Below are 25,664 nucleotides of genomic sequence, written 5' to 3'. Positions count from 1 at the left end.
TTTAGGAAAACAGGGAAGGGGTTTCATCCTCGACCCTCTCCAGTTGCTCTAATTGCTGCCAAACTTTGGCGAGTAAAGTGGTTAATCCGGCTCCCGTCACGGCGGAAATAGTCAAAATCTCGGCATTAGTGATTTTAGCAAACTGCTTTTGATAGTTATCTATCGTTTCCTCGTCCACAGCATCAATTTTGTTGAAAACCAGTATTTGCGATCGCTTTTCTAATTCCCGACCATAGGCGGCTAATTCCCCTTGAATAATTTGATAATCGGCGATCGGGTCTTCTGATGTCAAGGAGACAAGATGAATTAACAGGCGTGTGCGTTCGATATGGCGCAAAAATTCGTGTCCTAAGCCGATTCCTAGGTGCGCTCCCTCGATTAATCCCGGAATATCGGCGAATACCGTCCCATCTCCCGTGGGTTTGCGTACCACTCCCAAGTTAGGAATGAGAGTCGTAAAGGGATAATCGGCGATTTTGGGACGAGCAGAGGAAACGGCGGAGATTAGGGTGGATTTTCCCGCATTGGGCAGCCCGATAATGCCCACTTCCGCTAATAACTTCAATTCTAGGCGTAAATGGCGTTTTTCTCCGTCTAAACCGGGTAAAGCGTATTCGGGTGCGCGATTATTATTACTTAAAAAGTGGCGGTTGCCTAATCCCCCTTTTCCCCCGGCAGCCACGATTAAAGTCTGTTCGGGAGTGACCAAATCGCCGATAATTTCCTCGCTATCGAGATCGTAAACCACTGTACCACAGGGAACTTTAATAATGCGATCGCTACCGTTGGCTCCGGTGCAGTTGTTGGGTCCGCCCCGTTTACCATCATCGGCCTTAAAATAGCGACTATATTGGAAATCTAGCAGGGTTTGCAGGTTCTGAGTCGCCACGAAAATCACCGAACCACCTTTTCCCCCATTACCTCCGGCCGGACCGCCGGCGGGGACGTATTTTTCCCGACGGAAAGCGACAATTCCATCACCTCCCTTACCCCCTTCCACTTCTATTTCGGCGCGATCAATAAACTGCATAAGATTAAGTAGTTAAAGTGAAAAGTCAAAACCAAAAAACCAATTAGCTGTTAGGTAAGTAATCTCAATTAATTGTTAGATAGTAGGACAGGCTTCTGGTTCCTGTTTTTTAATTGTAACCGGCTACTTAGTTGATGACAGGTGGTGCGTTACGAAGGCTTGTTACCTTCAAGTCAAAGCAGGAATTTTTGCCGTCTAACGCACCCTACTGGACTGTTTCAGCTAATTTGGTGTATTAGAAAAATGCTAGAAATTCTATAATCTAAGACTTTAAGCCGAAATCTATTGCCCTATTTTAGTTGAAACAGTCCACTACGTTTTACTGTATTTTATCTTTAATTGTCAACGGCTACTTAGTTTGCCGCGACCGGTTAATCATACTCCTTAAAATAGAGCGAGAGTAAGTTTTTAGTACATCTGTTCGGGAATAAAAAACTTGTTTCTGGGCGGGGAATCCTTACAATGGAAAACAGGATAATTAGTAGCAGATGAAAACCGATGGGGCAGTTTTTTAAACAAACTTTCGCTAGTTGCTTGGGAACTTTACTGGGATTATTGGCATTTTCGGTCTTAGGTGTGGGGGGATTAGCATTTTTACTGCTTTCTTCCCTGATGTCTAGCGATAGCTCCTCAGTTAAGGAAAAATCAGTCTTAGTTTTTAACTTAGCCACCAATATCAGCGATGCTCCCCCTAGTTCCAGTTTAGCCGATAGTTTGACCGGTGAGAGTACGACCACTTTAAATTTACGACAGGTGATAGCGGCGATCGAAAAGGCCGCCCTTGATGATAATATTGTCGGTCTGTTACTCTATGGTCGCGACAATATCGGTGAATATGGCTATGCTACCCTGACGGAAGTGCGGCAAGCTTTGGCAAAATTTCGCCAATCGGGTAAAAAAATTATCGCCTACGATATGGAATGGACGGAAAAGGAATATTATCTCGCTTCCGTTGCTGAAAAGGTGATTATTAATCCCGTGGGGAGAATGGAAATTAATGGTTTAAGTAGTCAACAAACCTTTTTTGCCGATGCACTAGAAAAGTATGGTGTGGGGGTACAAGTGGTAAAAGTGGGTTCTTTTAAAGGTGCGGTGGAACCCTATACGCGTCAGGATTTAAGTGTCCAGAATCGTCAGCAGCTGCAAACCCTACTCGATACAATTTGGTCTAATTATAGTTCCACAGTGGCCAAAAGTCGCAATTTAACGACCCAAGAAGTGCAAACTATTTCCGATACTCAAGGTATTCTGGAAGCAACCACAGCGAAAAAGGCTGGTTTTGTCGATGAAGTGGCCCATTTAGATCGAGTAATTGTTTTAGCTAAAGAGTTGACGGGAGAAGCAAAAAATAAAACTAATGAGGAGGAAAATTCTGGCTCCTTTTCGCAAATTTCTTTAGCTAATTATGCTAGTTCTCTCGATGATGAGGGGGGAGATAGTAGCCATCAAATAGCGATAGTTTATGCAGAAGGGACAATCGTAGAAGGTCAGGGAGATAGAGGGGAAATCGGTGGGGATAAATTGGCTAAGGAACTGCGAAAATTACAAGAGAAGGAGGAGGTAAAAGCGGTAGTTTTGAGAATTAATAGTCCGGGGGGAAGTGCCACTGCTTCTGAGGTGATTCTGCGAGAAATTAAGCGTTTAGATGCGAAAAAACCAGTAATTATTTCTATGGGTGATGTGGCTGCTTCTGGGGGTTATTGGATCGCCATGGGGGGTCAAATAATTTTTGCCGATCATGATACAATTACTGGTTCGATCGGTGTGTTTGGATTATTGTTAAATATCCAGAAGATTGCTAATAATAATGGCATCGATTGGGATACGGTGAAAACTGGAAAATTGGCCGATATATCTACTATTACCAGACCGAAAAATCCCCAAGAATTAGAAATTTATCAAGGGTCAGTTAATCAGTTCTATGATTTATTTATCGAGACGGTGGCCCAGGGGCGAAAATTATCACCAGACAAGGTAAGAACTGTGGCCCAAGGTCGCGTCTGGACGGGAAAAGATGCGGTTAAAATTGGTTTAGTTGATCAAATTGGTGGTCTAGAAGCGGCCGTGCAATACGCGGCCAAAACAGCTAAATTAGGGGATGATTGGAGTCTTAAAGAATATCCTCGATCGCAAAGTTGGCAAGAAGAACTTCTCTCTAATTTCTTGCAAACCTATCTTCCTCCTCTCACTAAAAATAATCACCCTTTGACGCAGGAATGGCAAAATTTTCAGCAGGAATTATTGAAGTTACCTACATTTAATGATCCCCATAGTGTTTATGCTAAGTTACTTTTTAATCTCGATTTTCGCTGATACTTATGTAAAAATAATGCCCGCTAATTCTGAAATTCTTTAACAAAAATTTCTATGAATCGCCCTAATAGCGTTATTCTTGGTTTAGCCTATATTTTGGGATTGTTATCTACAGGTCTGGTAGATTTTAGTCCGCAGTTAAACCGGTGGCAAGAAGTGGTAATTAGAATTGTTATTCTTGGTTTAATTACCCTGTTAACCACAATTTTTATCCGTCGTTTTTGGTGGCAAAGTCCCCCGAAAAAAACTTGGCTGATAGCGGGATTAATAGCTATATTTGCCGTTGTTTATCTAGAAATTCGCACTCCTTACCCCAGCGCAAACGATATCAGTCATCTTTTAAAAAATAATGTAGTTAACTCTATTAAAATCACGGGGAATATTATATCAGAAATCCGTCTCAATCGCCGAGAAAATTTACAATTTTGGTTAGAAGTAAAAGAATTTAGCCTCAAGAATTTACCGACAGAAAAATCCACAGGTAAACTCTACGTTACTCTACCAAATCTAGCAGAAAATCAGGTTTATCCCAGACAAGAAATAACAGTTAAAGGATTACTTTATCGTCCCCGTCGTGCCAATAATCCCAATGCTTTTGACTTTGCTAATTATCTAGCGCATCAGGGTGCTTTTGCTGGTTTAAAAGGGGAAATAATTATCGATAAAAAGTCACCGACTTGGGGAGTTTGGCAGATTCGTCAGCGCATTGTTGAGGCACAAATTCAAGGACTAGGCCAAGAAAAAGGGACTTTATTAAGTTCGATTACCCTCGGACGACAAGCGGTTAATTTGCCAGCAAAAATCACCGATTTATTTATTAAAACTGGATTAGCTCACATTTTAGCAGCTTCTGGCTTTCATGTGGCTATTTTGTTGGGATTTGTTTTAACTATTACTCGCAATTTATCCCCTAAAAAACAGTTTATTATTGCCCTTACTATCTTAATAATTTACGGCACCTTAACAGGGTTACAACCTTCAGTCCTGCGGGCGATTTTGATGGGAATTGGTGCATTAATCGGTCTGCTTTATAATCGACAAGTTAATAGTTTAGGTTCCCTGTTACTAGCGGCTACTATTCTATTATTATGGCAGCCTCTCTGGATTTGGGATTTAGGATTTCAGTTAAGTTTTTTAGCGACTTTGGGATTAATTATTACCGTTCCTTTACTGAAAAATAAAATTGACTATTTCCCTAATTTAATCGCTGAACCTATAGCTATTAGTCTAGCTGCTACTCTCTGGACTATGCCTTTATTAATGTTTACGTTTAACTCGATCGCTCTTTATAATATCCCCATTAATATTATCACAACTCCCCTAGTTACCCTAATTAGTTTAGGAGGAGTTTTTACTGCCTTTTTAGGTTTAATTTATCCCCCTTTGGGCAGTATCAGCGCTAGTATTCTCTATTACCCTCTAGAGTTATTACTGCAAATTACCAACTTTTTTAGTCTGCTTCCTTTTAGTACCTACTCCACAGGTAAATTATCTTTAGGAGTGATGTTAATTATTTATATTTGCCTTACCTTAATCTGCTTTAATCTCTGGTTTCGTCAACGTTGGCATTTAATCGGTTTATTTATACTCGCTGTAATTTTAATACCGATTATTTATCAGCATTTAACTTTAACTCAGGTGACAGTTTTAGCCACCAAATCGCAACCAGTAATAATTATTCAAAATCGAGGAAATACTCTGTTAATTAATGGGGAAGAACCCGCAACAGCACGTTATACAGTTTTACCCTTTTTGCGACAGGAGGGAATTAATCAAATACAAGGGGCAATAACTGTCAATAATCCGGCGCAATTCTCAAATATCAGTGAGAGCATACCGATCAAAAAAACTCTTAATTTATCCCAGTTAGAAAATTTTAATCTCGGCGAAATTACCGGACAATTGATCGAGAAAAATTTATTTAAATTTCAGGTAAAAAATCAATCCTGGCTATGGATTATCAACCCGAAAATTTCCGTTAATTTATCCCAAGAAGTCAGCCCCCTAGTGTTATTATGGCAGGGAAGCAATCTAGATAAACAATGGTTAGAGTCAATTCGACCACAAACAGCAATCGCTGTCACCACCAATCTCTCCCGTAATGCCAGAAATCAACTGAGAAAGGCCGGTATTAAGACTTACTGGACCGGGAGAGATGGAGCGATTCAATGGACAGCAAAAAATGGATTTCAACCCTTTCTAATTAATGAGTGATGTGTACTACCAAAACTGAACAGGGAGCATGATGTACCACATAATTGCTGACACTACCTAAGATTAACTCAGATAAACCCGATCGACCGTGACGACCAACAATAATTAAATCTATCCCCTCTTGCTGGGCAACTTGACAAATTTTCTGCCCCGGATCACCGATATAATAATCAGCCCGAGCCGTGATATTATCTTCCTTAGCTCGATCGACTAAACCGTTTAACCAAGCTTGTAATTCCGCTTGCATTTCTTCCGTGATTTGTTGTTCTAAGGCGATCATATCGGGGGGATAACCGCCACCATAACCGATCAGATTACCGTAAATAAAAGTTTCCGTGTAGGGAGTCAAAGGTTGAGACAGACTATAAACAATTCGCAACTCACTAGCGTAGGTTTTCGCTAAGAGAATAGCCGTATTCAATACCTCTGGAGTGACATCTTGATAATCCACAGCCACGAGAATTTTATTATAGAGTTTGTTGGTATCCCGATCGACTGAGAGTGTTTCCGTATTATTCATAGAATTAACCTCCTCGATAGCAGATAAAGTCAGGGTTGAAGTTAATCTTTTTTCCCACCGGCTGCCAGCAATACCCTGGGGAAATAGCCAAAAATTGCTGAAAGCTGATGATTGATAGTTGACGCTCCTCTACCTCTAGTGTGACATTTTTCGGATAATGTAGCTGAATTAGCAAAAAAATTAACAATTTGGGGAGACTCCGAGACGATACCCTAGGGTTGATTCAAGGTAGGGTTGATTCAAGGTAGGGTTGATTCAAGGTAGGGTTGATTCAAGGTAGGGTTGATTCAAGGTAGGGTTGATTCATGAATCAACCCTACCCAAACCCCGGAGCGCATTAGCTTTTCGGTGGGATGCTTACAGACAGATGCTGATATGTATGTAATCATCTAAGAGTCACTGATAATTGCTGATTGTCGGTATTTCTGCAAATGTGAGATGCACCCCTAGATTTTTTAGAAAAGTATTTATCTTGAGATATAATACGGTTGAGATTTTTTGCAGCAGAGGATCTAATCAAATGAATGAAGACAGCAAAAATTATGAGATGCAAATTCTGGCAATGATGATCAATCAGTATTTAGATGATATGGTATCTCTGAGTGAAGAAAAATTAAATCAGCTAGAGGCAAACCGCGATCAGATTGTTTGGGATTTAGCCACAAAAATTTACAAGGAAAGTGGTCATAAAGTAGAATTTCATATAATACGAAACTTAATTAATTCTAGAATTGAAGTTATGAGATATCAGTTATTTTTCAGTCAATCCAGTCTATTGGAATCAAGGAGAATCGATGAAGAGAAAGCTATTAAAATAGCAGAACAAAAAGCTAATGCTGTTATTAACGATAAAAAAAATGATGATACCGAGAAAATAACGTCACAAGACAATGAACGAAAACTGGCAATTTTTATCAAAGTTCAAGAGATAATTAGTGATCAATTAGATGTGGAAAAGTCTGAGATACATATTGATGATGAACTATTTTATTTAAAATCTAAGGAAAACGTCGGTAGTTATAGTTCTTATAGTTCTTATAGTTCTTATAGTTCTTATAGTTCTTGTAGTTCTTTTGTCCGGAATAGTTGGTCTGACTTATTATCAAATTGGGGAGGAGATGAACTTGATACACTTGAATTAATCATGACTTTAGAAGAAGAATTTGATCTAGAACTTTCAGACGAAAAATGCCAAGAATTTACAACAGTGAAAAAGCTAGTTGATTATCTGGCTGAAAATTTAGGCAAGTAACAATCTTAATTTTTACCAAAATATCTCAAGTTATCAGCCAAATATAGCTATAATCCAATTAGAGCGAGTTCTAAACCAACAACTTATGATTAGTCGCTACATTGTCCTATGGCTCCCGATGATCGTAATAGGAATTAGTAACGGTATCCTCCGAGAAACCACCTACGGAAAATATCTCGATGAACTACGCGCTCATCAAATTTCTACCCTGACAGGAATCCTCTTTTTTAGTCTTTATATTGGCACTCTTGTCTATTTTTGGGGTCTAGAATCCTCCGGTCAAGCAATTACTATCGGTTTAATTTGGTTACTATTAACAGTGGGTTTTGAATTTTTGTTCGGTCATTTTATCGCCGGTCACTCTTGGTCAAGATTAGGTCAAGATTATAATCTTTTAGCGGGACGAGTTTGGATTTTTGTTCTCTTGATCATTACTTTTGCTCCCTTACTATTTTATCAACTTTTTTCTTAATTATGAAAGCTATTATCATTAATCGCTATGGCGATAGTAATGTTCTCCAATACACCGAAATAGAAAAGCCAATTCCCCAAGGGAAAGAAGTCTTAATTAAGATTATGGCAGCGGGGATTAATCCGATTGATTGGAAGATTCGTCGGGGAATGCTCAAAATAGCCACAGGTAATAAATTTCCCCTGCAATTAGGTTTTGATTATGGGGGAATTATCGTTGAAAAAGGTAGTCAGGTGGAACAATTCCAGATCGGAGATGAGGTTTTTGGTTTTCTCAATCAATTACCCGGTAGAACCTATGCTGAATATGCGATTATTCCCGCTTCCCTATTAGTTAAAAAACCGCATAATCAGAGCTTTATTGAAGCTGCCGCCACTCCTTTAGCCGCTTCTACCGCTTTGCAAGTCTTGCGCGATTTTGGCAATATTCAAGCAGGAAATCGGATTTTAGTTAATGGTGCATCGGGAGGAGTGGGTAGCTTTGCCGTGCAGATAGGGAAAATTTTCTCCGCACAAGTAGATGGAGTTTGTAGTAGTAAAAATATCGATTATGTCACCTCTTTAGGAGCAGATAAAGTTATCGATTATACCCAAGAAGATTGGAGAAAAACTGAGCAGAAATATGATATAATCTTCGATGCTGTGGCTAAGTCTTCTTTTTGGCACTGTCGTCAGCTTTTAAAACCCCAAGGGAGCTATATAACCACCCTCCCAAATCCCGGAATTATCCTCTTAAATTATCTCGGTGCTTGGTTGCCCCAAAAAGGGAAACTGATATTTTTTGCTCAAGCACAAGCGTCCGACTGGCAATTTCTCAAAGAAGCGATCGAATCGGGAAAATTAACTGTTAGAATCGATCGCACCTATACTTTTTCCCAGGTGGTAGAAGCTCATAATTATAGTGAATCGGAAAGAGTGCGCGGAAAAATAGTCCTGATCCCCGATTAAGGATAAATAGTTAGGGATTGCTGAATAAATCTGAAAACCTTGTTGGGTAACACTTTTAGACTTTTTTGAAATCAAAAAGTGCCAGCGATTGGAGTGATTGGGAGGAAAATCTCTGGACTTTTTCCCTGAATTTTAGGTAATTAACCCCCTGAAAATGGGTAAAACCCTACACCCCACACCCCACACCCCACACCCTACCCCCACCAACAAACTTTTTGCCGCAAACCCTAGTTAGGGTTTTTCCTGATTTTTTGGGGAACGAGTAAATAGTTTTAAGTAGGTAGAAACAGAGAATTCTTTAATTGGAAAGGTGATAAAAGTCAAGGGATTAATAGTAATAATAATATTGCGGCTATCCCTCTGTACCGCCTTGATAATCTGTTTAGCCACCCAATCGGCGGACATAATACCCACAGGATTTAAATTACTCTTAAAAGGGCCAAGAATTAGCTTTCTTACCACACAGGGGGCATCTAAACGACGCAGGGTAATCATATCACCGATCGCCCGTTTACTGAGTTCATAGAGGGGACTAAAGGCAGGATTAACCTCCGCTTCCGAGGTATTCACCCAGACTTCCTTGCGGGCAATTTGCTCGTTAGTGCGGACAGTTTTGAAGAATAATTCCATTAAACGCCAGACGGAAAAAGTATTCACTTGGTAGGCTAATTCGATCGCTTCTGGGGTTCTTTGGCCGTGGACATTAACGCCGTGATTTAAAATCAGTATATCTACAGACTTAAATAGGTCCTCAAGTTGCGTTTCTTCACCGATTTGCCATTTTACGGTTTTGACAGGTACTGATTCGCCGTTAATTTCAATAGCGATCGCATTATCTCCGGAAGTGAGAGCGATCACCTTGGCTCCCTTCAGTTGTAGGTACTTTAACAGCGATCGCCCTAAAGTTCCATTCGCCCCAGTAATGGCGATCGTTTTACCCTTGAGAGAAAGTGCCGTCCCCATCAATTTATCCATAAAGGTGAAAGTTCCACAATAATAAGCCTTTTGGTTATCAAAATGGTGTCGCCAGTGGTAGGTACGATTAACGCGCCATTGAGCGGGTAAACTCTCAAATTGCCCCGGACGATGGGTTAAATCGGTTAATTCCTCCAGATTAGCGATACCTAAACCTCGACCGATCGCCGTACTGAGAAAAGCCAAAGTATAAAGGGAACCTAACCAACCCAACCAAGGGCGATCGAACCCCCAAGAGTAGGCCAGTAGTACCGGTAAAACACTGGCAGCCAACATCACCAAGGCCTCCGGTACATCATTGTACCAGTGGGCCCGACGATAAATTTCCTCGCTCATTACCGACAGATCGGGACGAAAAACCCGATGATGCCAGACGTGCAGACGATAAAGGGGCTGCCAATGGTGGGCCAGAGCATGATAGCAATCACGCACGATCTCCACCCAAATAATTGAGCCACAAATCAGTCCGACACAGAGGAGCAGGTTTGACATAGGGGATAAATGTTAAATTTTCTCAACGAATGTAAACAAAGCAATCTTAACCGAAAAAGCGCATTTATCGGGTAAAAGGAACCAATAGCCTGAAAAACTGGGGTTTCTTTCCCGAAAAAACTTAAGATTCTGTTAAAAATTTTAACAATTTTCGGTAAGATAAAGCAAGAAATAAGCTTCTATTTGAACAATTACTTAACCTGAGTCGATTATGGCAGAAAATTATTGGTCGCGAGAGGATGATAACGAAGAATTAGACCCGATTGGTTCCCTCCTATCTGACTGGTCCGATCCCGAAGACGAGGAGGACGAATTTAGGAGCGAAATTTTTCAAGGCCGATCGGGACGCAGACAGAAAGCGGCTTTTAGCCTGATGGCGATCTGGACAATAATTATCGGACTTCATTGGCTTAGTTGGGGTTATTGGGCAATTATCGCCTTAACTATCGTACTATCGGGGCAAGCTTTGCGGCTGCTGTTCACCAAACCGGAAACGCCGCCAATTCCCTTACTGGATAAGGATTTAGCCTCTGTACCTAGGGTGTCCCTCTTAGTAGCGGCCAAAAATGAAGAAACCGTAATCACGAAACTGGTTAATTATCTCTGTCATCTAGACTATCCCCAAGATAAGTTAGAAGTTTGGATCGTCGATGACTATAGTACCGATAACACCGGTGCAATTCTCGATCGCCTTGCTTTAGAATATCCCCAATTACAAATTCTCCATCGTGCTGCTAATGCCGGAGGTGGCAAATCCGGCGCCTTGAATCAGGTTTTATCCCTGACTAACGGGGAAATTATCGGTGTATTCGATGCCGATGCGGGATTATCCTCCGATTTACTGCGTCATGTCGTCCCGATGTTCGACGATCGAGAAGTGGGTGCGGTACAGGTGCGAAAAGCGATCGCCAATGCCGCCGAAAACTTCTGGACAAAAGGACAAGCGGTAGAAATGATCTTTGATAGCTGTTTTCAACAGCAACGGATCGCGGTGGGAGGGATCGGAGAATTGCGCGGAAATGGTCAATTTGTCCGTCGTAGTGCCTTAAATCGTTGCGGGGGTTGGAATGAACAAACGATCACCGACGATCTTGATTTAACTATTCGTCTCCATATCGATAATTGGAAAATTAATGTCTTAAATTTTCCCGCAGTAGCGGAAGAAGGGGTGACAACTGCGATCGCTTTATGGCATCAGCGCAATCGCTGGGCCGAAGGTGGTTTTCAGCGTTATCTCGACTATTGGAAAGCAATTTTAAAGTCTCCCATGCCTTGGCCGAAAAAGTTTGATTTAATTGCTTTTTTGATCGTTCAATATATCTTACCTGCGGCCGCTATTCCCGATCTTTTAATCACTATTACCCAGCATCAAGCTCCGATTTTAACTCCTTTAACTGGTTTGGCTCTTTCCCTTTCTCTCTGGGGTATGGTGACAGGATTAATCCGAGTCAATACGGGTAAAAAATTGACTTTTGCTCTCGGTTTAGACATCCTTGCTCAAACCATTCGCGGCATGATTTATATGATGCACTGGTTTATTATTATTCCCAGTGTCAGCCTGCGGATGGCTTTGCGTCCTAAACGTTTAAAATGGGTGAAAACCGTTCATCTGGGGGAACATCTCAGTGCCGAAGTTTAATTTTCGAGGATAGACTCAAAAAACTTTGGCCTTATAAGGCTTGAAATCCCCTGTTAGTAAAGGTTACAGCCCTTACAAGCCCCTCTTGGAAAAATTTCCAATTTCCTTAATCATGCTTGCTGCCAATAATGTGTTAATTTAGATACAGAATTGAATTCCGTGACAGCACTGGGGTAGCGAAAAGCGCTCGCTCCAGTTTTTTTTATCTAAATCGGGGTTGGGGGTTAGGGGGAGTAGGGAGAAAAAAGCTGATGGCTCTCTTGGGTTTGAATGTATTCTAAGATACAGTCCTGCGGGGGAGCGAATGGAACGAACCACAAAAACACAAAGGACACAAAGATTGATCGCTAAGCTGCCCGCGCATTTAAATTGCTTGTTGAGACGAGGCAAGAGGCACTCTTGCAAGAGGCAACAGTAAAGGGATTGGGGGAGATTCGGCTAATCTTAAGAATAAGCGCTTTAAATGCGTCTTAGCTTACCATTGAAAATATGGCAATTATTGGAGTCATGAGGTACAATAGAAGGCAAATAGACAAATAATTGAGAGCCAGAGCAGACATGAGACCCTATTCAGTAGATTTTCGCCAAAAAATTATCGATATCTGGGAAAAAGAAAAAATTTCTATTCGAGAACTGGCCAAAAGATTTAATGTGGCCAAAAGCTTTATTCAAAAGTTATTGAAACAATATCGAGAAACTGGAGATATCCGTCCTCGTCCCCAGGGAGGCAGTCCCCCAACCAAGTTAAATAGTGAGCAATTAATAATTCTTGTGGAAATCATCGAAGCTAACAGGGATGCAACCCTGCAAGAATTATCTAACTTACTCTATGAAAAGACACAGATTAAAGTCAGTAGAGCCACCCTAGGGCGAATTACCAAAAAACTGAATCAAAGTTTTCCCAAAAAATTCCACAGGAGTCCGAGAAAGTTGGCGAAAAAGTAACATGGTTTCCCATTTGCTCATCGATGAAGTATTGAGCAATTGAGTCTAGCAGAACAAAACCTCAAAAAAGAAGCCAAAATATGGCGATATAGTCAATATTTATCGAGTGCATCTCGGTACTTTCTCCCAATTATGATCAGCAGCAGCAGTTATTAAAAGAGGGTGAATGCAATTCGTCCCCACAGGCTGCATCTCACATTTGCAGAAATACCGACAATCAGCAATTATCAGTGACCCTTAAATTATTACAGATATATCAGCAGCTGCCTGTAAGCATCCCACCGAAAAACTAATGCGCTCTGGGGTTTGGGTAGGGTTGATTCATGAATCAACCCTACTATAGAGTTCTTGTATAATTAATTTTTGAGAGTGCAAAAATGAGATGCACCCTCCCTACAAGCCCAAAATATGATATAGATATTTCTATAAAATTGAGCTGCAGCCTTTCACTGTTTACTGTTTACTGATTACTGAAAGGTCTCCTATCTCAACTAGAAAATTAATTTCTCACTACTACTTATAGTTAATCATGTATTTCTGGCAATTTCGTGTTTATCAGCGTCCTTTGCTGCGTCCCCTACAAACCCATCACGGACTATGGCAAATTAGGGAAGGAATTATTATTCGCTTAGAAGCGGAAGATGGACGTATAGGATGGGGAGAAATTGCTCCTTTACCTGAATTTGGTTCAGAAACATTATCGGCAGCAATATTATTCTGTCAAAATCTCGAAAATCCCCTATCAATAACTTCAATTTTTTCTATTCCCGAACAATTTCCCGCTTGTCAATTTGCCTTTGAATCAGCTTTAGAAGATTTAAATATAGAGAATCAATCGAGAGAATTAGAACCGAAAAACTATAGTTATTTATTGCCCACTGGTGCGGCAGTATTTCCCTGTTTGGATGATATTTTAGCCGCTAATCAAACTAATACTTATAAATGGAAAATTGCGGTCAATTCTCTCCCACAAGAGTTAAAACTATTTGAAAAATTAATTGACCGATTACCCAGGAAAATTAAATTGCGTTTAGATGCAAATGGGGGATTAAGTATTGCTGAGAGTAAAATCTGGTTAAAAATTGCCGATGAATGTAAAATAATTGAATTTATCGAACAACCTTTACCCCCGTCTCAATGGTTAGAAATGTTGCAATTAAGTCAAGATTTTACCACAGGAATTGCCTTAGATGAATCGGTGGCCAATCTTCGACAAATAGAGGAATGTTATCAACGGGGATGGCGAGGAATTTTTGTGATTAAACCTGCTATTACTGGTTCAATACAAGGGTTAAGAAATCTCTGGAAAAAATATCCCTTAGATTTAGTATTTTCCTCCGTTTTAGAAACTAATATCGGCAGAAAATCCGCTTTACGTCTAGCACAAGAATACCCCCGAAAGGAGCGAGCTTTAGGTTTTGGTGTGCAACAATGGTTTAATAATAGTGACCCCGATTGGTTAGAAAAACTGTGGACGACATCAGCAAACAATTAGCATATCTCAGTCAAAAAGATTGGTTATATGGATACAATAGCCAGAAATTTTATCAATTATATCAGTCCTATTCTCAGCAATTTATCGCCGCAGATAATCCTCGATTAACTATGCTGCTGGCCGAAGGCAATCCCATTAAATTCTTAGCGATATTCTTGGCTGCCGTCAGGTCAAAAAGTTGCCTATTTTTAGCTAATCCTGACTGGAAAACTAACGAATGGGAACAGGTTTTCTCTCTGATGCAACCCGATTATATTTTTGGCGAAAATATCAAGGTTTTTAACTATAATTCTCCTCCTGTTAATCCTTTGACTAATTCTCTGATGATACCCACGGGAGGAACCTCGGGAAAAATTCGCTTTGCTATCCATAACTGGTTAACTTTAACTGCTTCTGTCAAAGGTTTTTCTGAATATTTTCAAGTCAAGCGGGTTAACTCTTTTTGCCTACTGCCCTTATATCATGTTAGTGGTTTAATGCAGTTTCTCAGAAGTTTTTTAACGGGGGGAGATTTTGCTGTTATTCCTTACCATAAAATCAAAGAAAAGCGGGTAAATAATCTCAATCTTCAAGATTATTTTATCTCCTTAGTCCCCACTCAATTACAATTCTTTCTAGAAAATGATCCTCGATGGTTAGCCAATTTTAAAACAGTTTTACTAGGAGGTTCCCCTGCATGGCCATCTTTACTAGAAAAAGCTAGAGAATATAATATTTCTCTGTCTCCCACATACGGAATGACGGAAACTGCCTCACAAATTGTCACTCTTAAACCAGAAGATTTTCGACGAGGCAATAATAGTAATGGACAGGTATTACCCCATGCTCAGATAAAAATTAATCCCGATAACCAGAAAATTATTATTGAAGCGAAATCTTTATTTTTAGGCTATTATCCCCATCTTAATCAAGCAAGCTACTTCGAGACAGATGACTTAGGTTATTTGGATGAAAGTGGTTATTTATATATCATTGGTCGGGATAGTCAAAAAATAATTACTGGAGGAGAAAATGTTTATCCTTTTGAGGTAGAAACTGCCATTAGACAAACTAATTTAGTTAAAGATGTGGTGGTTTTAGGATTGCCAGATTCTCGATGGGTACAGGTAATTGTCGCTTTTTATGTACCCGTTAACTCTCAGATAAGCCAGAAAATTATTCAATCCCAGATTAAAGATAAATTAGTCAATTATAAACTGCCGAAACATTGGATAAAATTACCAGAGATACCAAAAAGTCTTCAGGGTAAGATTAATCGAACCACTTTAATTAAATTAGCTGAAACTTTTTTGACACCGAGTCAAACTCTCGACGATACTTAACCAAACCTTGCGCTCCTGTTAAAAATGCGGGTTTCCTAAAACCACCACTGCATCAATTCCTCTAGCGGCACATTCCCTTAGACTATATTGAGTTAAAAGAGAACCGATGCCCTTGCTTTGATAATCGGGTAAAATGGCTAGGGGTGCTAATCCCAGCAGATTTAAATTAGGTTTATCTTCCGACTCTAAAGACACTGGACTATAGAGAATATGACCGATAACTTTTTCTTCTTTTACAGCAACAAAAGAAAAGACAGGGACATTATTTCTGAAAGCATTGACTAAATTGGCTTCATTTTCCCGGCCAAAAGCCAAGGAATTTACTCGGTATATGGCAGCAAAATCGCTGTTTTTTTCCCGACGAATTTCTGGTAATGGTAATCTCTGGCTCATTTTATTAATAAATGTTAAAAGTTGATAGCTATCTTGCTAAAGATTGACCGCTTAGGCAATAATATTAAGTTTATCATCCCCATTAAAGTAAAGAATGCTCAACGCTTTTATTTGGCTACCGATTATAGGGGCGATACTGATTGCCTACACGCCTCTAGAGGCGAAAAAAGTGCGAGGATTAGCTCTAACTCTTGCTGTCGTTCTCTTACTGCTTAATATTCTTCTTGGCTGGCAATTTGACCCTAGGAACCCGCAAATGCAGTTCACGGTTAACCTGCCTTGGATTAATTTCCTCGGTTTCAATTATGCCCTCGGGGTCGATGGCTTATCATTTTCGTTACTTTTTCTTAACAGCATCTTGACAATAATTGCTCTTTATGCTAGTGGGACAGAGGTTAACCGACCGAGATTTTACTATTCCCTGCTCCTGTTACTCAATGCCGGAGTAGCGGGGGCCTTTCTAGCGCAGGATTTACTGCTATTTTTCCTATTTTACGAATTAGAAATCGTCCCGCTTTACTTTCTCATTGCTATTTGGGGGGGGCAAAGACGCGGCTACGCGGGCATGAAATTTTTATTATACACGGCAATTTCAGGCTTTCTAGTGCTAATCTCTTTCCTCGGCTTAGTTTGGCTAACCGGTGCTAATAATTTCGCCTATAATCCCCTTTTATCGAATAATTTAGACGTTAAAACCCAATTACTGCTCCTCATCCCCCTTCTCATCGGATTAGCCATCAAAATCCCGATTTTTCCCTTTCATACTTGGCTACCGGATGCCCACGTCGAAGCATCTACCCCCGTTTCTGTGCTTTTAGCGGGAATATTACTCAAATTAGGAACCTATGGACTGCTGCGCTTTGGAGTCGGTTTATTTCTCGACGCTTGGGTGACTATCGCCCCTTGGTTAGCAACGATAGCAGCTATCAGCGCCCTCTACGGGGCCAGTTGCGCTATTGCCCAAAAGGATATGAAAAAAGTAGTGGCCTATTCTTCCATTTCCCACATGGCCTATATTTTACTAGCGGCGGCGGCCACCACCAGATTAAGCATCACCGCGGCAATTTTGCAGATGATTAGTCACGGTTTAATTTCCGCTTTGTTATTTTTGTTGGTGGGAGTAGTGTATAAAAAAACCGGCAGTCGGGATGTGAATTATTTACGCGGTTTATTAAATCCAGAAAGAGGTTTACCAATCACGGGAATGTTAATGATTTTAGCGGCTATGGCCAGCGCCGGCATTCCCGGAATGGTAGGATTTATCGCCGAATTTTTGGTCTTTCGTGGCAGTTTCCCGATTTTCCCGATACAAACCCTCCTATGTTTGGTCGCTAGTGGTTTAACCGCAGTATATTTTCTCCTGATGATTAATCGGGTTTTCTTTGGTCGTTTAACCCCCGAATTATCGCGCATTCCTCGCAGTACCTGGCCCGAAAGATTTCCCGAAATTGCTTTGGCTTTATTTATTATTGTTTTGGGATTACAACCGAGTTGGATGATTCACTGGAGTGAAAACCAAGCATCAATGTTATTAACCGGGACGGCAATCAGTCAAAAGCAATCATAGAAACCTTTTTCGGAATTTTTAAAACCTAGACCCAAACTAACTTTTGGATAGGATGCACAGTTGGCATTCATACCTTGATTCAGCAACAGCTAAAACTGAATTAACCATTGACTAACGCCTCCCCTTTAATATTTTCTCGATCGATCGGCTTTTGCGTACCCAAAATCCTTACAATGGGAGATAAAGATAGCCTGAAAAGTTGGAGAATATGAATTATCTCATTGCCGTGTTAGCTGATCGCATACAAGCAGAAGAAGCTGCCGTTGCCCTGGAAAAAGCGGGAATTCCCCAATCTCAAGTGACCATTCTCGGTCGCGGCTATAAAAGTGCCGATGAGTTCGGTTTGATCGATCCCTTCCAACAAGCCAAAAAACGGGCTACTCTCATGGCTTTTTGGCTAATTCCCTTCGGTTTTGCCGGTGGCTACCTTTTTAACCTGATTACGGGATTGCATACCTTTGATTGGGCCGGAGAACCGGGCAATCATATTGTTGGCGGCATTGCCGGGGCGATTGGGGGGGCGATGGGCAGTATTTTCGTCGGTGGTGGCGTGGGTTTGTCGTCCGGCAGTGGCGATGCACTTCCCTATCGCAATCGTCTCGGTGCTGGAAAATATATTATTATCGTGCAGGGTTCAGAAAACCTAAAAAATCAAGCGACTCTTATCCTCCGTCAATTTAACCCCGAAAATCTGCAAGGATACGCCCTAGAACGGTGAACGGTTATTAGGAATAAGTTATCGGTCATCTGATTTTTTCCTAAGAATTTTTGATTAATTACCAGAAAACAATGTTACCAAGAGAAGAATTACTAAAGGGTGTCGAGAACCGCGAGGAGATAGCGAAAGTTATTGATAAAGCCGAACAAGCGATCAAGACTTGGGAAGTGACGGTGACAGACTTTCTTTCTCCTGCGGTTTTGGCAGAAGTAGAACGGGTTTTTCAGCGTTTAACCGATGTGTCAATGCAAAAATCGGGCGGTTATCCCCAAGCAGAAAGACAGCGCCTCGGTATTGCTAGAGTTGATCTACCTTTGGCAGTGACAGATATTCCCCTATCTGCCCTTGATATTGCCGGTAATTTTCTTTTTGATACCGCTAACCACCGGGATTTTTTAGGGGCGATGTTGGGGACGGGGATCGTTCGGGAAAAAGTGGGCGATATAATCGTTTTAGGTGAGCGAGGAGCGCAGGCGATTGTAGTGCCTGAATTGGCAGATTTTTTATCTGCTAATTTGCGACAAGTGCGTTCAGTTCCCGTGAAAACTAGCCCGATTCCTTTGACGGAATTAAAAGTTAGACCACCGCAAAAAAAAGAAATTAATACTGTGGAAGCTTCCCTACGTTTAGATGCGATCGCATCGGCGGGTTTTGGCATTTCTCGCAGTAAAATGACCGAGGCAATTAGCGCTGGGGATGTGCGAGTTAACTGGAAAGATATCAGTCAATCTAGTTATAACGTTAAAACCGGTGATTTGATTTCTTTTCGGGGAAAAGGTCGTCTAGAAGTGGGTGAGGTTACTGTGACCAAAAAAGAGCGCTATCGGGTTCATTTAACTAGATTTATTTAGTTTTTTCTGTCTCTAGGATTTGTTATTAGACAGATTAATTGCCATGGCTGAGAATTTCGCCGTAATCGTGCAACTGTGTCAAGTTAGTCCCATCGGTAAACTATTACCGGGGGCGCTTTATGTTCATCGAGAAGCATTACAGCAACTGGATCCTATTCTCCAGAATTACGAACAACAAGCAAGAATTAATCAGCATTTATCTGAGGCAACAATAATTAAATTTAGCACCGATAAACCGAAAATATCCTATCTTTTTTATCCCGATTTTGATCGGGAACCTCACCCAGTTTTAACTAAAAGTTTAGTGGTAGATATGGGGACATTAATCTTAAGTGAATGGAATTATCAAAATGCTGATAATCCGCCCATTTTACACCGAAAAGAAACTTTTGTTACTAGGGACTATCCTCTTTATCAAGAATTCGAGCATCTCACAAAAATCGAGAGTGCTTTAGGACTTTTAAACAGTTCTTATCCCATCGGTACTAAACAGGAATGGCAACGGCTTTTAAGAAAGCATCACCTTGATTTTGCAGGAGATTATTTAGTTTGTAATCTAGAGGGACAAAAGGAAAAATCGATAATAATTGATCGCCACAAAGCCGCTCTTGTTCGCAAAACCCTTTCTCGTCCGACAAGATTAGCATTAGCGGCGGGATTATTCCTTCCGGAAACCACTTTTTTTGATTACGGTTGTGGTTATGGAGGTGATATAGAACGCATAGCTGAACAGGGTTATCAAAGTGAAGGTTGGGATCCTTATTATCGTCCCGATAGTCCTTTAATTGAATCTGATATTGTTAATTTAGGCTATGTAATTAATGTTATTGAATCCGCCGAAGAACGGCAGGAAGCTTTATTAAAAGCTTGGCAATTAACCCGTCAAGTTTTAATCGTTTCGGCACAGATTTTAATTGATGATAGCGAACGGGGTTTAATGGCTTATGAAGATGGAATTATAACCCGTCGCAATACCTTTCAAAAATACTATCAACAGGAAGAACTAAAACAGTATATTGATAGCAGTTTAGGAGTTGATTCTATTCCGATAACTTTGGGAGTTTATCTAGTTTTTCGAGAGGAAGAAAAAGCGGAAGCTTTTCGTTTATCGAGATGTCTTTCCCGCGCTACCACTCCTAAAATTAAAACCCATCTCAAACGCTTTGAAGATTACGAAGATTTATTAACTCCCCTGATGGAATTTTACACCCAGCAGGGACGTTTACCCGTCGCAGGAGAATTATTACAAGAGGAAGAAATTAAGGCAGAATTTGGCACTTTTAGACGCGCTTTTCAAGTGATTTTACAAGTAACAGAAGCGGAAGAATGGGAGATAATTGCTGATAAAAGACGCGCCGATCTTTTACTTTATTTAGCTTTAAGTCAATTTAGCCAATGTCCAAAAGTACGAGAATTATCCCCCGCTACCCGTGCCGATTTTAAAGCTTTATTTGGCAGTTATCGCAATGCTTGCGCTTTAGCAGAAGAAGTATTAATAAGTGCGGGAAATCTGCCAGCGATCGCTCGTACTTGTGAAAATAGTTCTTTAGGCAAACTTTCCCGTTATTCCCTAACTATTCATATTAGCATTCTGGAAAAATTACCGATGTTATTACGCTTATATGAAGGTTGTGCTAGTCAAACTATCGGACGGTTAGAAAATGCTAATGTTATTCGTTTATCTTTTCGTCAACCCAAAATTTCCTATCTCTATTATCCCGATTTTGATACAGAAATCCATCCGATTTTAGCTACTAGCATGGATGTATATTTAGGTTCGGCTGATTTTAGTTTTCGCGATTATCGTGATAGTCCTAATCCGCCAATTCTACACGAAAAAGAGCTTTTAGTAACGGCGGATTATCCCAACTATGATAAATTGCTTCGCTTAACTAAATTAGAAAAGGATTGGGGATTGTTAGAAGATAGAAAAGCGATCGAACGTTTACAGGGTTGGCAAAAATGTTTAGAGGATCATTGTGCTACAATCAAAGGCTATCAGATTCTGTGGCGAAAAGATGCTGATCCCTATAAAGTTAGGGTTTTACGCGCTAAAATTAACGCCAGAAGAAATCAAAATAAGTCTTCCTGAGTAATTAAGTAAAATAGACGAGGTAATTAATTTTATGATGACTACGATTCGGTTACAAGGATTAGAAGGTTTCGAGTTAAAAGCTAATGATCCTGAACAAAGAATGTTAATTTCTGGGGTTAATTGGCAACAGTACGAAACCCTCTTAAAACATTTAGAAGATAGTTCCAGTTATCGCATTACTTACTTAGATGGAATGGTAGAAATTATGGCTCCTAGTCGTCGTCATGAAGTTAGCAAAGAAGATATCGGTAGATTAGTGGAAGCTTATTTAGAATATGCTGAAATTGATTTCTGGGGATTAGGTTCCACCACGTTGCGAAAACAGGAAAAAGAAGCTGGGAAAGAACCTGACAAATGTTTTTGTTTATTTACAGAAAAAGAGTTTCCTGATTTGGCGATCGAAATAATCTTAACCAGTGGCAGCCTGAAAGTTTTAGAAGTTTATAAAAGATTGGGAACTCAAGAGGTTTGGTTTTGGCAAGATAATCAGTTAAAAATCTATTCTTTGCAAGAGAATGGCGAATATATTTTAATCCCTAAAAGTGCTTTATTACCAGATTTAAATTTAGAATTATTAGCCGAATACGTCAACCATCCTAATCCCCGTCTTGCCGTCAAAGAATTTCGCTTGCGTTTAACAGAAAATTCCCAGTTATAATAACTATTATTTTTCCATGAATTATCAAGTAAAATTTAACCTATCTATCCTAGCAATATTTTTATTTTCTCTGGCGATAAGATTCTGGAATCTCAGTCAATTTAATACTCTTGTTTTCGATGAAGTTTATTATGCTAAATACGGCAATGAATATCTCATCGGTAAAGATTTTTTCCAGTCTCACCCACCGTTAAGTCAATATTTAATTGCTATTGGTATCTGGATTGGTTCCCATTTTCCTGCCGATCCTGAAACCATTAATAATTTAACAGGTTCCCTGCGCTCAACTTTTAGTTATCGCTGGTTAAATGCTTTGACTGGTTCTTTTATTCCCCTAATTATTGGCGCAATTGCTTATCAATTAACCCAGAGAAAAAATGTATTTTTAATCACAACTTTGCTCGCCAGTTTAGACGGATTATTTCTGGTGGAATCCCGCTATGCTCTCAATAATATTTACTTAATTTTATTCGGTTTGTCTGGACAATTATTTTTTTTATTAGCACTCCAGAAAAATCAGAAACTCAATTGGCTATTATTATCGGGGGTTTGTTTCGGTTTAGCGGCAAATATTAAATGGAATGGCTTAGGATTTTTACTGGGAATATTTATTTTTATCGGTATTGCTTGGTTAATAAAATTATTGAAGCAAGAGCAGTCAAAAGATCATCTTTGGACAAAGGCAACTAACCTGAGATTAGAGGACATTTTTATCGCTTTAATTGTCTTTCCCCTAGTTACCTATAGTTTACTGTGGATACCGCATCTTCTCGTCAACCATCAATATAATTTTTGGCAAGTACATCAGGAAATTTGGTCATTTCATCAGAGAATAAAGGGCAATCAAGCTGATGTTCATCCCTATTGTTCTCCCTGGTATAGTTGGTTAGTAATGGGGCGACCAGTGGCTTATTATTTTGAGAGAGTAGGTGATAAAATTTATGATGTTCACGCTATGGGTAATCCGTTTTTGTGGTGGCTTTCTACGGGAGCAATTCTAGTGGTTTTTAGTCGATTATTTAACCGAAAAGAGCGATTAATTTCCGCCTATCTTATCTGTAACTATATTGCCAATCTGCTGCCCTGGTTAAAAATTAGTCGCTGTACCTTTCTCTATCATTATATGGCTGCCTATAGCTTCACTTGGATTGCCCTAGCTTGGCTCTTAGCCGATGGTTTAGAAAGTTCCAGTCCTATTTATAAAAATGGCTCGCGCTCGCTGATAATTTTGATAATTTTTGCTTTTATCTATTGGCTACCAATTTATTTAGGCATTCCCCTGTCAGTGCGGGATTATTATCTGAGAATGATTTTTCCCAATTGGATTTAGGATGAAATTACCCGCAAAAACTGATACAATGAAATCATGATAAAAAGCGATCGCAGGAGTTATGGGTAAACAAAGAATCTTATCTGGTGTGCAGCCAACCGGCAATTTACATTTAGGCAATTATCTCGGTGCGATCCGCAATTGGGTGGAGGGACAAAAAGACTACGATAATTTCTTTTGTGTGGTCGATTTACACGCGATCACTGTTCCCCATAATCCCGCCACTCTTGCGGAGGATACTTTAGCAATTGCCGCTTTATATTTAGCCTGCGGAATTGATTTAGAATATGCGACTATCTTTGTCCAATCCCACGTTAAGGCCCATACGGAATTAACTTGGTTATTGAATTGTATCACCCCTTTAAATTGGTTAACCGACATGATTCAATTTAAAGAAAAAGCGATTAAACAGGGGGAAAATGTTGGCACAGGTTTACTCGATTATCCCGTACTGATGGCCGCCGATATCCTACTCTACGATGCCGATAAAGTACCCGTGGGAGAAGATCAAAAACAACATTTAGAATTAACCCGCGATATAGCCGTTAGAATTAATCATCTTTTTGGACAACCGAAACAACCAATTTTAAAACTTCCCGATCCGATGATCCGCAAGGAAGGAGCGCGGGTGATGAGTTTAACCGATGGCCGGAATAAAATGTCTAAATCCGATCCTTCCGAGATGAGTCGGATTAATATTCTCGATAGTCCCGATGTCATTGCTAAGAAAATTAAACGCTGTAAAACCGATCTAGTTAAGGGTTTAACTTTCGATGATCCAGAACGTCCCGAATGCCATAATTTACTAACTCTATATAGTATTTTATCGGCAAAAAGTAAAGAGGTGGTCGCGGGAGAATGTGCCGATTTAGGTTGGGGACAATTTAAACCGATGTTAACAGAAGTTACCATAGAATCTCTGAAACCTATTCAGGAAAAATACGCTCAAATTAGAGAGGATAAAGATTATTTAGCCACAGTTTTGCGGCAAGGTCGTCTCAAAGCAGCAGCGGTGGCCAATCAAACTCTCGATCGAGTCAAAAATGCCATGGGTTATTTACCACCATTTTAGGGATAATTTTCGGGTGCATCTCATAATTATCAATCTACTCAGTTGAGATTTTTCAAGGAAAACTCGCTGCTTTATCAGTCAATCTTTGACTCTTGGTGGGGTTCTACCCCCCCCATCCAGGGTAAGGGAAGGAGAATGATTACAAAAGTTATTAAATTAAGCACAACTCCAGTGATATTTTGGTAAAATAAGGGCATAATTGAAACTATCAAAATACTTACCTGTCCTTTGAGATTATGGTTGTAGAGTACCAGGGGAAACAAAAAAAACTATCGTCTAGGGAAGATGAGTCTCGTCCAATTGCCAATAAGGAACAAAACTCTTATCTAGCAGAGGCAATTGTTGATCATCAATCAACTCAGATTGCCCCTTCCTCCTTACTACAGCCATTTTCTCCAGAGTTAGAAAAAGATAGAGCCAACAAATTTAATTTTCTTCAAGAAATTCTGGTTAGTCATCTTGGTCAACCTTTTTACTCAGACAACGGCTTTATTCTTTATCAAGGAGATGCCATAGACTTTTTGTCTAAACTATCTCATAGTGACATAAAAATTGACCTCACTGTTACATCACCACCTTATAATATTGGCAAAGAATATGAACGAGTTCTTTCAATCAATGACTATGTTGATTGGTGTGCTAATTGGCTGCGGCAAATTTATCAGATTACTCAAGATAACGGTGCTTTGTGGCTAAATGTCGGTTATTTAGAAGTACCAGAAAAGGGATTATGTGTTCCGATTCCCTATCTTCTTTGGGATAAGTCTCCCTTTTATCTTTTACAAGAAATTGTCTGGAAATATGGGGCAGGTGTTTCTACAAAAAATCGTCTTAGTCCTCGCAATGAAAAATGGCTTTTTTATCTCAAAAATTGCCAAGAATATACTTTTAACTTAGATAATATTCGTGACCCTAACGTTAAGTATCCCAATCAAAAGAAAAATGGTAAATATCGTTGTAATCCCCTCGGTAAAAATCCTTCTGATGTGTGGGAAGTTCCTAAAGTCACTACAGGAGAAAAGCGCAGTTCTAAGGAAAGAACTGGACATCCTGCACAATTTCCTTTAGCAATTGTCGAGAGAATTATACAAGCTTCATCTAATCCCGTAGAAATAATTCTTGATCCCTTTGCTGGTTCTTGTTCTACAGGAATAGCGGCCTTGGGATTAGGAAGAATTTTTGTGGGTTTTGAAATTCGACAAGACTATTGCGAGATAGCTGCAGAGAGATTTAAAAGATTTAAAAAAGAAAGAAGCAATACTCATATTCAAGGATCATTATTCTAGATTTTTCCAGACAATTGGAGCAATTTATAATTTTCTACATCAGAGGAAAAAGGCGATCTCTGTGGTTGAGGAAAAAAA

19 protein-coding genes and 2 pseudogenes are annotated in these 25,664 nt (G+C 39.9%); 17 read left to right on the top strand and 4 right to left on the bottom strand.

Going from position 1 to position 25,664, the window contains the following annotated elements; translation table 11 throughout:
• Window position 1 precedes the first annotated feature (1 nt).
• On the bottom strand, window positions 2-1,030 hold the full coding sequence (gene obgE, locus RAM70_RS14650) for a GTPase ObgE (protein WP_045356909.1): 1,029 nt from the start codon (window positions 1,028-1,030) through the stop codon (window positions 2-4).
• A gap of 498 nt (window positions 1,031-1,528) precedes the next feature.
• On the opposite strand from obgE, the gene sppA reads away from it, so the two are divergent.
• Together sppA and RAM70_RS14640 are read left to right on the top strand one after the other, a co-directional pair.
• Window positions 1,529-3,343 (top strand): signal peptide peptidase SppA, encoded by a 1,815-nt coding sequence (sppA, locus tag RAM70_RS14645; RefSeq protein WP_287999810.1) that lies wholly within the window; start codon window positions 1,529-1,531, stop codon window positions 3,341-3,343.
• Between the two features lie 54 nt (window positions 3,344-3,397).
• Window positions 3,398-5,557 carry a ComEC/Rec2 family competence protein gene (locus RAM70_RS14640; protein WP_312674351.1) on the top strand — a complete coding sequence of 720 codons (2,160 nt, stop codon included), beginning with the start codon at window positions 3,398-3,400 and terminating at the stop codon, window positions 5,555-5,557.
• Here RAM70_RS14640 and RAM70_RS14635 read toward each other — a convergent pair.
• On the bottom strand, window positions 5,547-6,077 hold the full coding sequence (locus RAM70_RS14635) for a universal stress protein (protein ID WP_190380304.1): 531 nt from the start codon (window positions 6,075-6,077) through the stop codon (window positions 5,547-5,549). The two genes, RAM70_RS14640 and RAM70_RS14635, sit on opposite strands and share 11 nt — an antisense overlap.
• Window positions 6,078-6,597: 520 nt before the next feature.
• Here RAM70_RS14635 and RAM70_RS14630 point away from each other — a divergent pair.
• From RAM70_RS14630 to RAM70_RS14620, 3 genes are all read left to right on the top strand, one after another.
• Window positions 6,598-7,329: an acyl carrier protein gene (locus RAM70_RS14630; protein WP_312674350.1), complete on the top strand. Its 732-nt coding sequence runs from the start codon at window positions 6,598-6,600 to the stop codon at window positions 7,327-7,329.
• An 85-nt stretch (window positions 7,330-7,414) separates the two neighbouring features.
• Window positions 7,415-7,801, top strand: coding sequence for a hypothetical protein (locus RAM70_RS14625; protein WP_312674349.1), 387 nt, complete (start codon window positions 7,415-7,417; stop codon window positions 7,799-7,801).
• A gap of 2 nt (window positions 7,802-7,803) precedes the next feature.
• Complete coding sequence (locus tag RAM70_RS14620; RefSeq protein WP_312674348.1) at window positions 7,804-8,748, top strand: NAD(P)-dependent alcohol dehydrogenase; 945 nt, start codon at window positions 7,804-7,806, stop codon at window positions 8,746-8,748.
• 231 nt (window positions 8,749-8,979) lie between these two features.
• Here the strand turns inward: RAM70_RS14620 and RAM70_RS14615 are convergent, their stop codons facing one another.
• Entirely contained in the window at window positions 8,980-10,215 is a 1,236-nt protein-coding gene (locus RAM70_RS14615) for a bifunctional sterol desaturase/short chain dehydrogenase (protein ID WP_312674347.1), read from the bottom strand.
• A 211-nt stretch (window positions 10,216-10,426) separates the two neighbouring features.
• Here RAM70_RS14615 and RAM70_RS14610 point away from each other — a divergent pair, with 211 nt between their 5' ends.
• The 4 genes and pseudogenes from RAM70_RS14610 to RAM70_RS14595 all read left to right on the top strand — a co-directional run.
• The gene (locus tag RAM70_RS14610; protein ID WP_312674346.1) at window positions 10,427-11,854 is read left to right on the top strand and encodes a glycosyltransferase family 2 protein; all 1,428 of its coding nucleotides are present in this window, start codon (window positions 10,427-10,429) and stop codon (window positions 11,852-11,854) included.
• A 558-nt stretch (window positions 11,855-12,412) separates the two neighbouring features.
• Window positions 12,413-12,763, top strand: a pseudogene (locus tag RAM70_RS14605) (helix-turn-helix domain-containing protein); the annotation flags it as partial.
• Window positions 12,764-13,328: 565 nt separating this feature from the next.
• Complete coding sequence (locus RAM70_RS14600; RefSeq protein WP_312674345.1) at window positions 13,329-14,294, top strand: o-succinylbenzoate synthase; 966 nt, start codon at window positions 13,329-13,331, stop codon at window positions 14,292-14,294.
• Window positions 14,270-15,609 (top strand): annotated as a pseudogene (locus RAM70_RS14595) (2-succinylbenzoate--CoA ligase); the annotation flags it as partial. The gene RAM70_RS14600 and the pseudogene RAM70_RS14595, both read left to right, overlap by 25 nt.
• A gap of 25 nt (window positions 15,610-15,634) precedes the next feature.
• On the opposite strand, the gene RAM70_RS14590 reads toward RAM70_RS14595, so the two are convergent.
• Window positions 15,635-16,009 carry a GNAT family N-acetyltransferase gene (locus RAM70_RS14590; RefSeq protein WP_045356968.1) on the bottom strand — a complete coding sequence of 125 codons (375 nt, stop codon included), beginning with the start codon at window positions 16,007-16,009 and terminating at the stop codon, window positions 15,635-15,637.
• 94 nt (window positions 16,010-16,103) lie between these two features.
• Here RAM70_RS14590 and RAM70_RS14585 point away from each other — a divergent pair, with 94 nt between their 5' ends.
• The 8 genes from RAM70_RS14585 (at window position 16,104) to RAM70_RS14550 (ending at window position 25,586) form a co-directional block, all read left to right on the top strand.
• A complete protein-coding gene (locus RAM70_RS14585; RefSeq protein ID WP_045356880.1) occupies window positions 16,104-17,576 on the top strand; it encodes an NADH-quinone oxidoreductase subunit M in 1,473 nt (490 codons plus the stop codon).
• 208 nt (window positions 17,577-17,784) lie between these two features.
• Complete coding sequence (locus RAM70_RS14580) at window positions 17,785-18,294, top strand: hypothetical protein (protein ID WP_004158154.1); 510 nt, start codon at window positions 17,785-17,787, stop codon at window positions 18,292-18,294.
• 71 nt (window positions 18,295-18,365) lie between these two features.
• Window positions 18,366-19,145, top strand: a complete 780-nt coding sequence (locus tag RAM70_RS14575) for a photosystem II electron transport protein, Sll1252 family (protein WP_312674344.1) — start codon at window positions 18,366-18,368, stop codon at window positions 19,143-19,145.
• Window positions 19,146-19,188: 43 nt separating this feature from the next.
• On the top strand, window positions 19,189-21,237 hold the full coding sequence (locus RAM70_RS14570; protein WP_312674343.1) for a DNA phosphorothioation-associated putative methyltransferase: 2,049 nt from the start codon (window positions 19,189-19,191) through the stop codon (window positions 21,235-21,237).
• A 34-nt stretch (window positions 21,238-21,271) separates the two neighbouring features.
• A complete protein-coding gene (locus tag RAM70_RS14565) occupies window positions 21,272-21,898 on the top strand; it encodes a Uma2 family endonuclease (protein WP_190380544.1) in 627 nt (208 codons plus the stop codon).
• Window positions 21,899-21,914: 16 nt separating this feature from the next.
• Complete coding sequence (locus RAM70_RS14560; RefSeq protein WP_288001066.1) at window positions 21,915-23,228, top strand: dolichyl-phosphate-mannose--protein mannosyltransferase; 1,314 nt, start codon at window positions 21,915-21,917, stop codon at window positions 23,226-23,228.
• 61 nt (window positions 23,229-23,289) lie between these two features.
• Window positions 23,290-24,300, top strand: coding sequence for a tryptophan--tRNA ligase (gene trpS / locus RAM70_RS14555; RefSeq protein ID WP_045356853.1), 1,011 nt, complete (start codon window positions 23,290-23,292; stop codon window positions 24,298-24,300).
• Window positions 24,301-24,536: 236 nt separating this feature from the next.
• Window positions 24,537-25,586: a DNA-methyltransferase gene (locus tag RAM70_RS14550; RefSeq protein WP_045356852.1), complete on the top strand. Its 1,050-nt coding sequence runs from the start codon at window positions 24,537-24,539 to the stop codon at window positions 25,584-25,586.
• The last annotated feature ends 78 nt before the right edge of the window (window positions 25,587-25,664 follow it).

Origin of the sequence: Microcystis wesenbergii NRERC-220 (genome assembly GCF_032027425.1) — a bacterium.
GTDB classification, from domain to species: domain Bacteria; phylum Cyanobacteriota; class Cyanobacteriia; order Cyanobacteriales; family Microcystaceae; genus Microcystis; species Microcystis wesenbergii_A.
Note: the sequence above shows the minus strand (reverse complement) of the source record. Positions and strands in the feature narration are given on the sequence as shown.

Excerpts from the sequence above, each read along its gene's own strand:
- obgE (WP_045356909.1), bottom strand. The coding sequence starts at position 1,030 with ATGCAGTTTATTGATCGCGCCGAAATAGAAGTGGAAGGGGGTAAGGGA.
- sppA (WP_287999810.1), top strand. The coding sequence starts at position 1,529 with ATGGGGCAGTTTTTTAAACAAACTTTCGCTAGTTGCTTGGGAACTTTA.
- RAM70_RS14640 (WP_312674351.1), top strand. The coding sequence starts at position 3,398 with ATGAATCGCCCTAATAGCGTTATTCTTGGTTTAGCCTATATTTTGGGA.
- RAM70_RS14635 (WP_190380304.1), bottom strand. The coding sequence starts at position 6,077 with ATGAATAATACGGAAACACTCTCAGTCGATCGGGATACCAACAAACTC.
- RAM70_RS14630 (WP_312674350.1), top strand. The coding sequence starts at position 6,598 with ATGAATGAAGACAGCAAAAATTATGAGATGCAAATTCTGGCAATGATG.
- RAM70_RS14625 (WP_312674349.1), top strand. The coding sequence starts at position 7,415 with ATGATTAGTCGCTACATTGTCCTATGGCTCCCGATGATCGTAATAGGA.
- RAM70_RS14620 (WP_312674348.1), top strand. The coding sequence starts at position 7,804 with ATGAAAGCTATTATCATTAATCGCTATGGCGATAGTAATGTTCTCCAA.
- RAM70_RS14615 (WP_312674347.1), bottom strand. The coding sequence starts at position 10,215 with ATGTCAAACCTGCTCCTCTGTGTCGGACTGATTTGTGGCTCAATTATT.
- RAM70_RS14610 (WP_312674346.1), top strand. The coding sequence starts at position 10,427 with ATGGCAGAAAATTATTGGTCGCGAGAGGATGATAACGAAGAATTAGAC.
- RAM70_RS14600 (WP_312674345.1), top strand. The coding sequence starts at position 13,329 with ATGTATTTCTGGCAATTTCGTGTTTATCAGCGTCCTTTGCTGCGTCCC.
- RAM70_RS14590 (WP_045356968.1), bottom strand. The coding sequence starts at position 16,009 with ATGAGCCAGAGATTACCATTACCAGAAATTCGTCGGGAAAAAAACAGC.
- RAM70_RS14585 (WP_045356880.1), top strand. The coding sequence starts at position 16,104 with ATGCTCAACGCTTTTATTTGGCTACCGATTATAGGGGCGATACTGATT.
- RAM70_RS14580 (WP_004158154.1), top strand. The coding sequence starts at position 17,785 with ATGAATTATCTCATTGCCGTGTTAGCTGATCGCATACAAGCAGAAGAA.
- RAM70_RS14575 (WP_312674344.1), top strand. The coding sequence starts at position 18,366 with ATGTTACCAAGAGAAGAATTACTAAAGGGTGTCGAGAACCGCGAGGAG.
- RAM70_RS14570 (WP_312674343.1), top strand. The coding sequence starts at position 19,189 with ATGGCTGAGAATTTCGCCGTAATCGTGCAACTGTGTCAAGTTAGTCCC.
- RAM70_RS14565 (WP_190380544.1), top strand. The coding sequence starts at position 21,272 with ATGATGACTACGATTCGGTTACAAGGATTAGAAGGTTTCGAGTTAAAA.
- RAM70_RS14560 (WP_288001066.1), top strand. The coding sequence starts at position 21,915 with ATGAATTATCAAGTAAAATTTAACCTATCTATCCTAGCAATATTTTTA.
- trpS (WP_045356853.1), top strand. The coding sequence starts at position 23,290 with ATGGGTAAACAAAGAATCTTATCTGGTGTGCAGCCAACCGGCAATTTA.
- RAM70_RS14550 (WP_045356852.1), top strand. The coding sequence starts at position 24,537 with ATGGTTGTAGAGTACCAGGGGAAACAAAAAAAACTATCGTCTAGGGAA.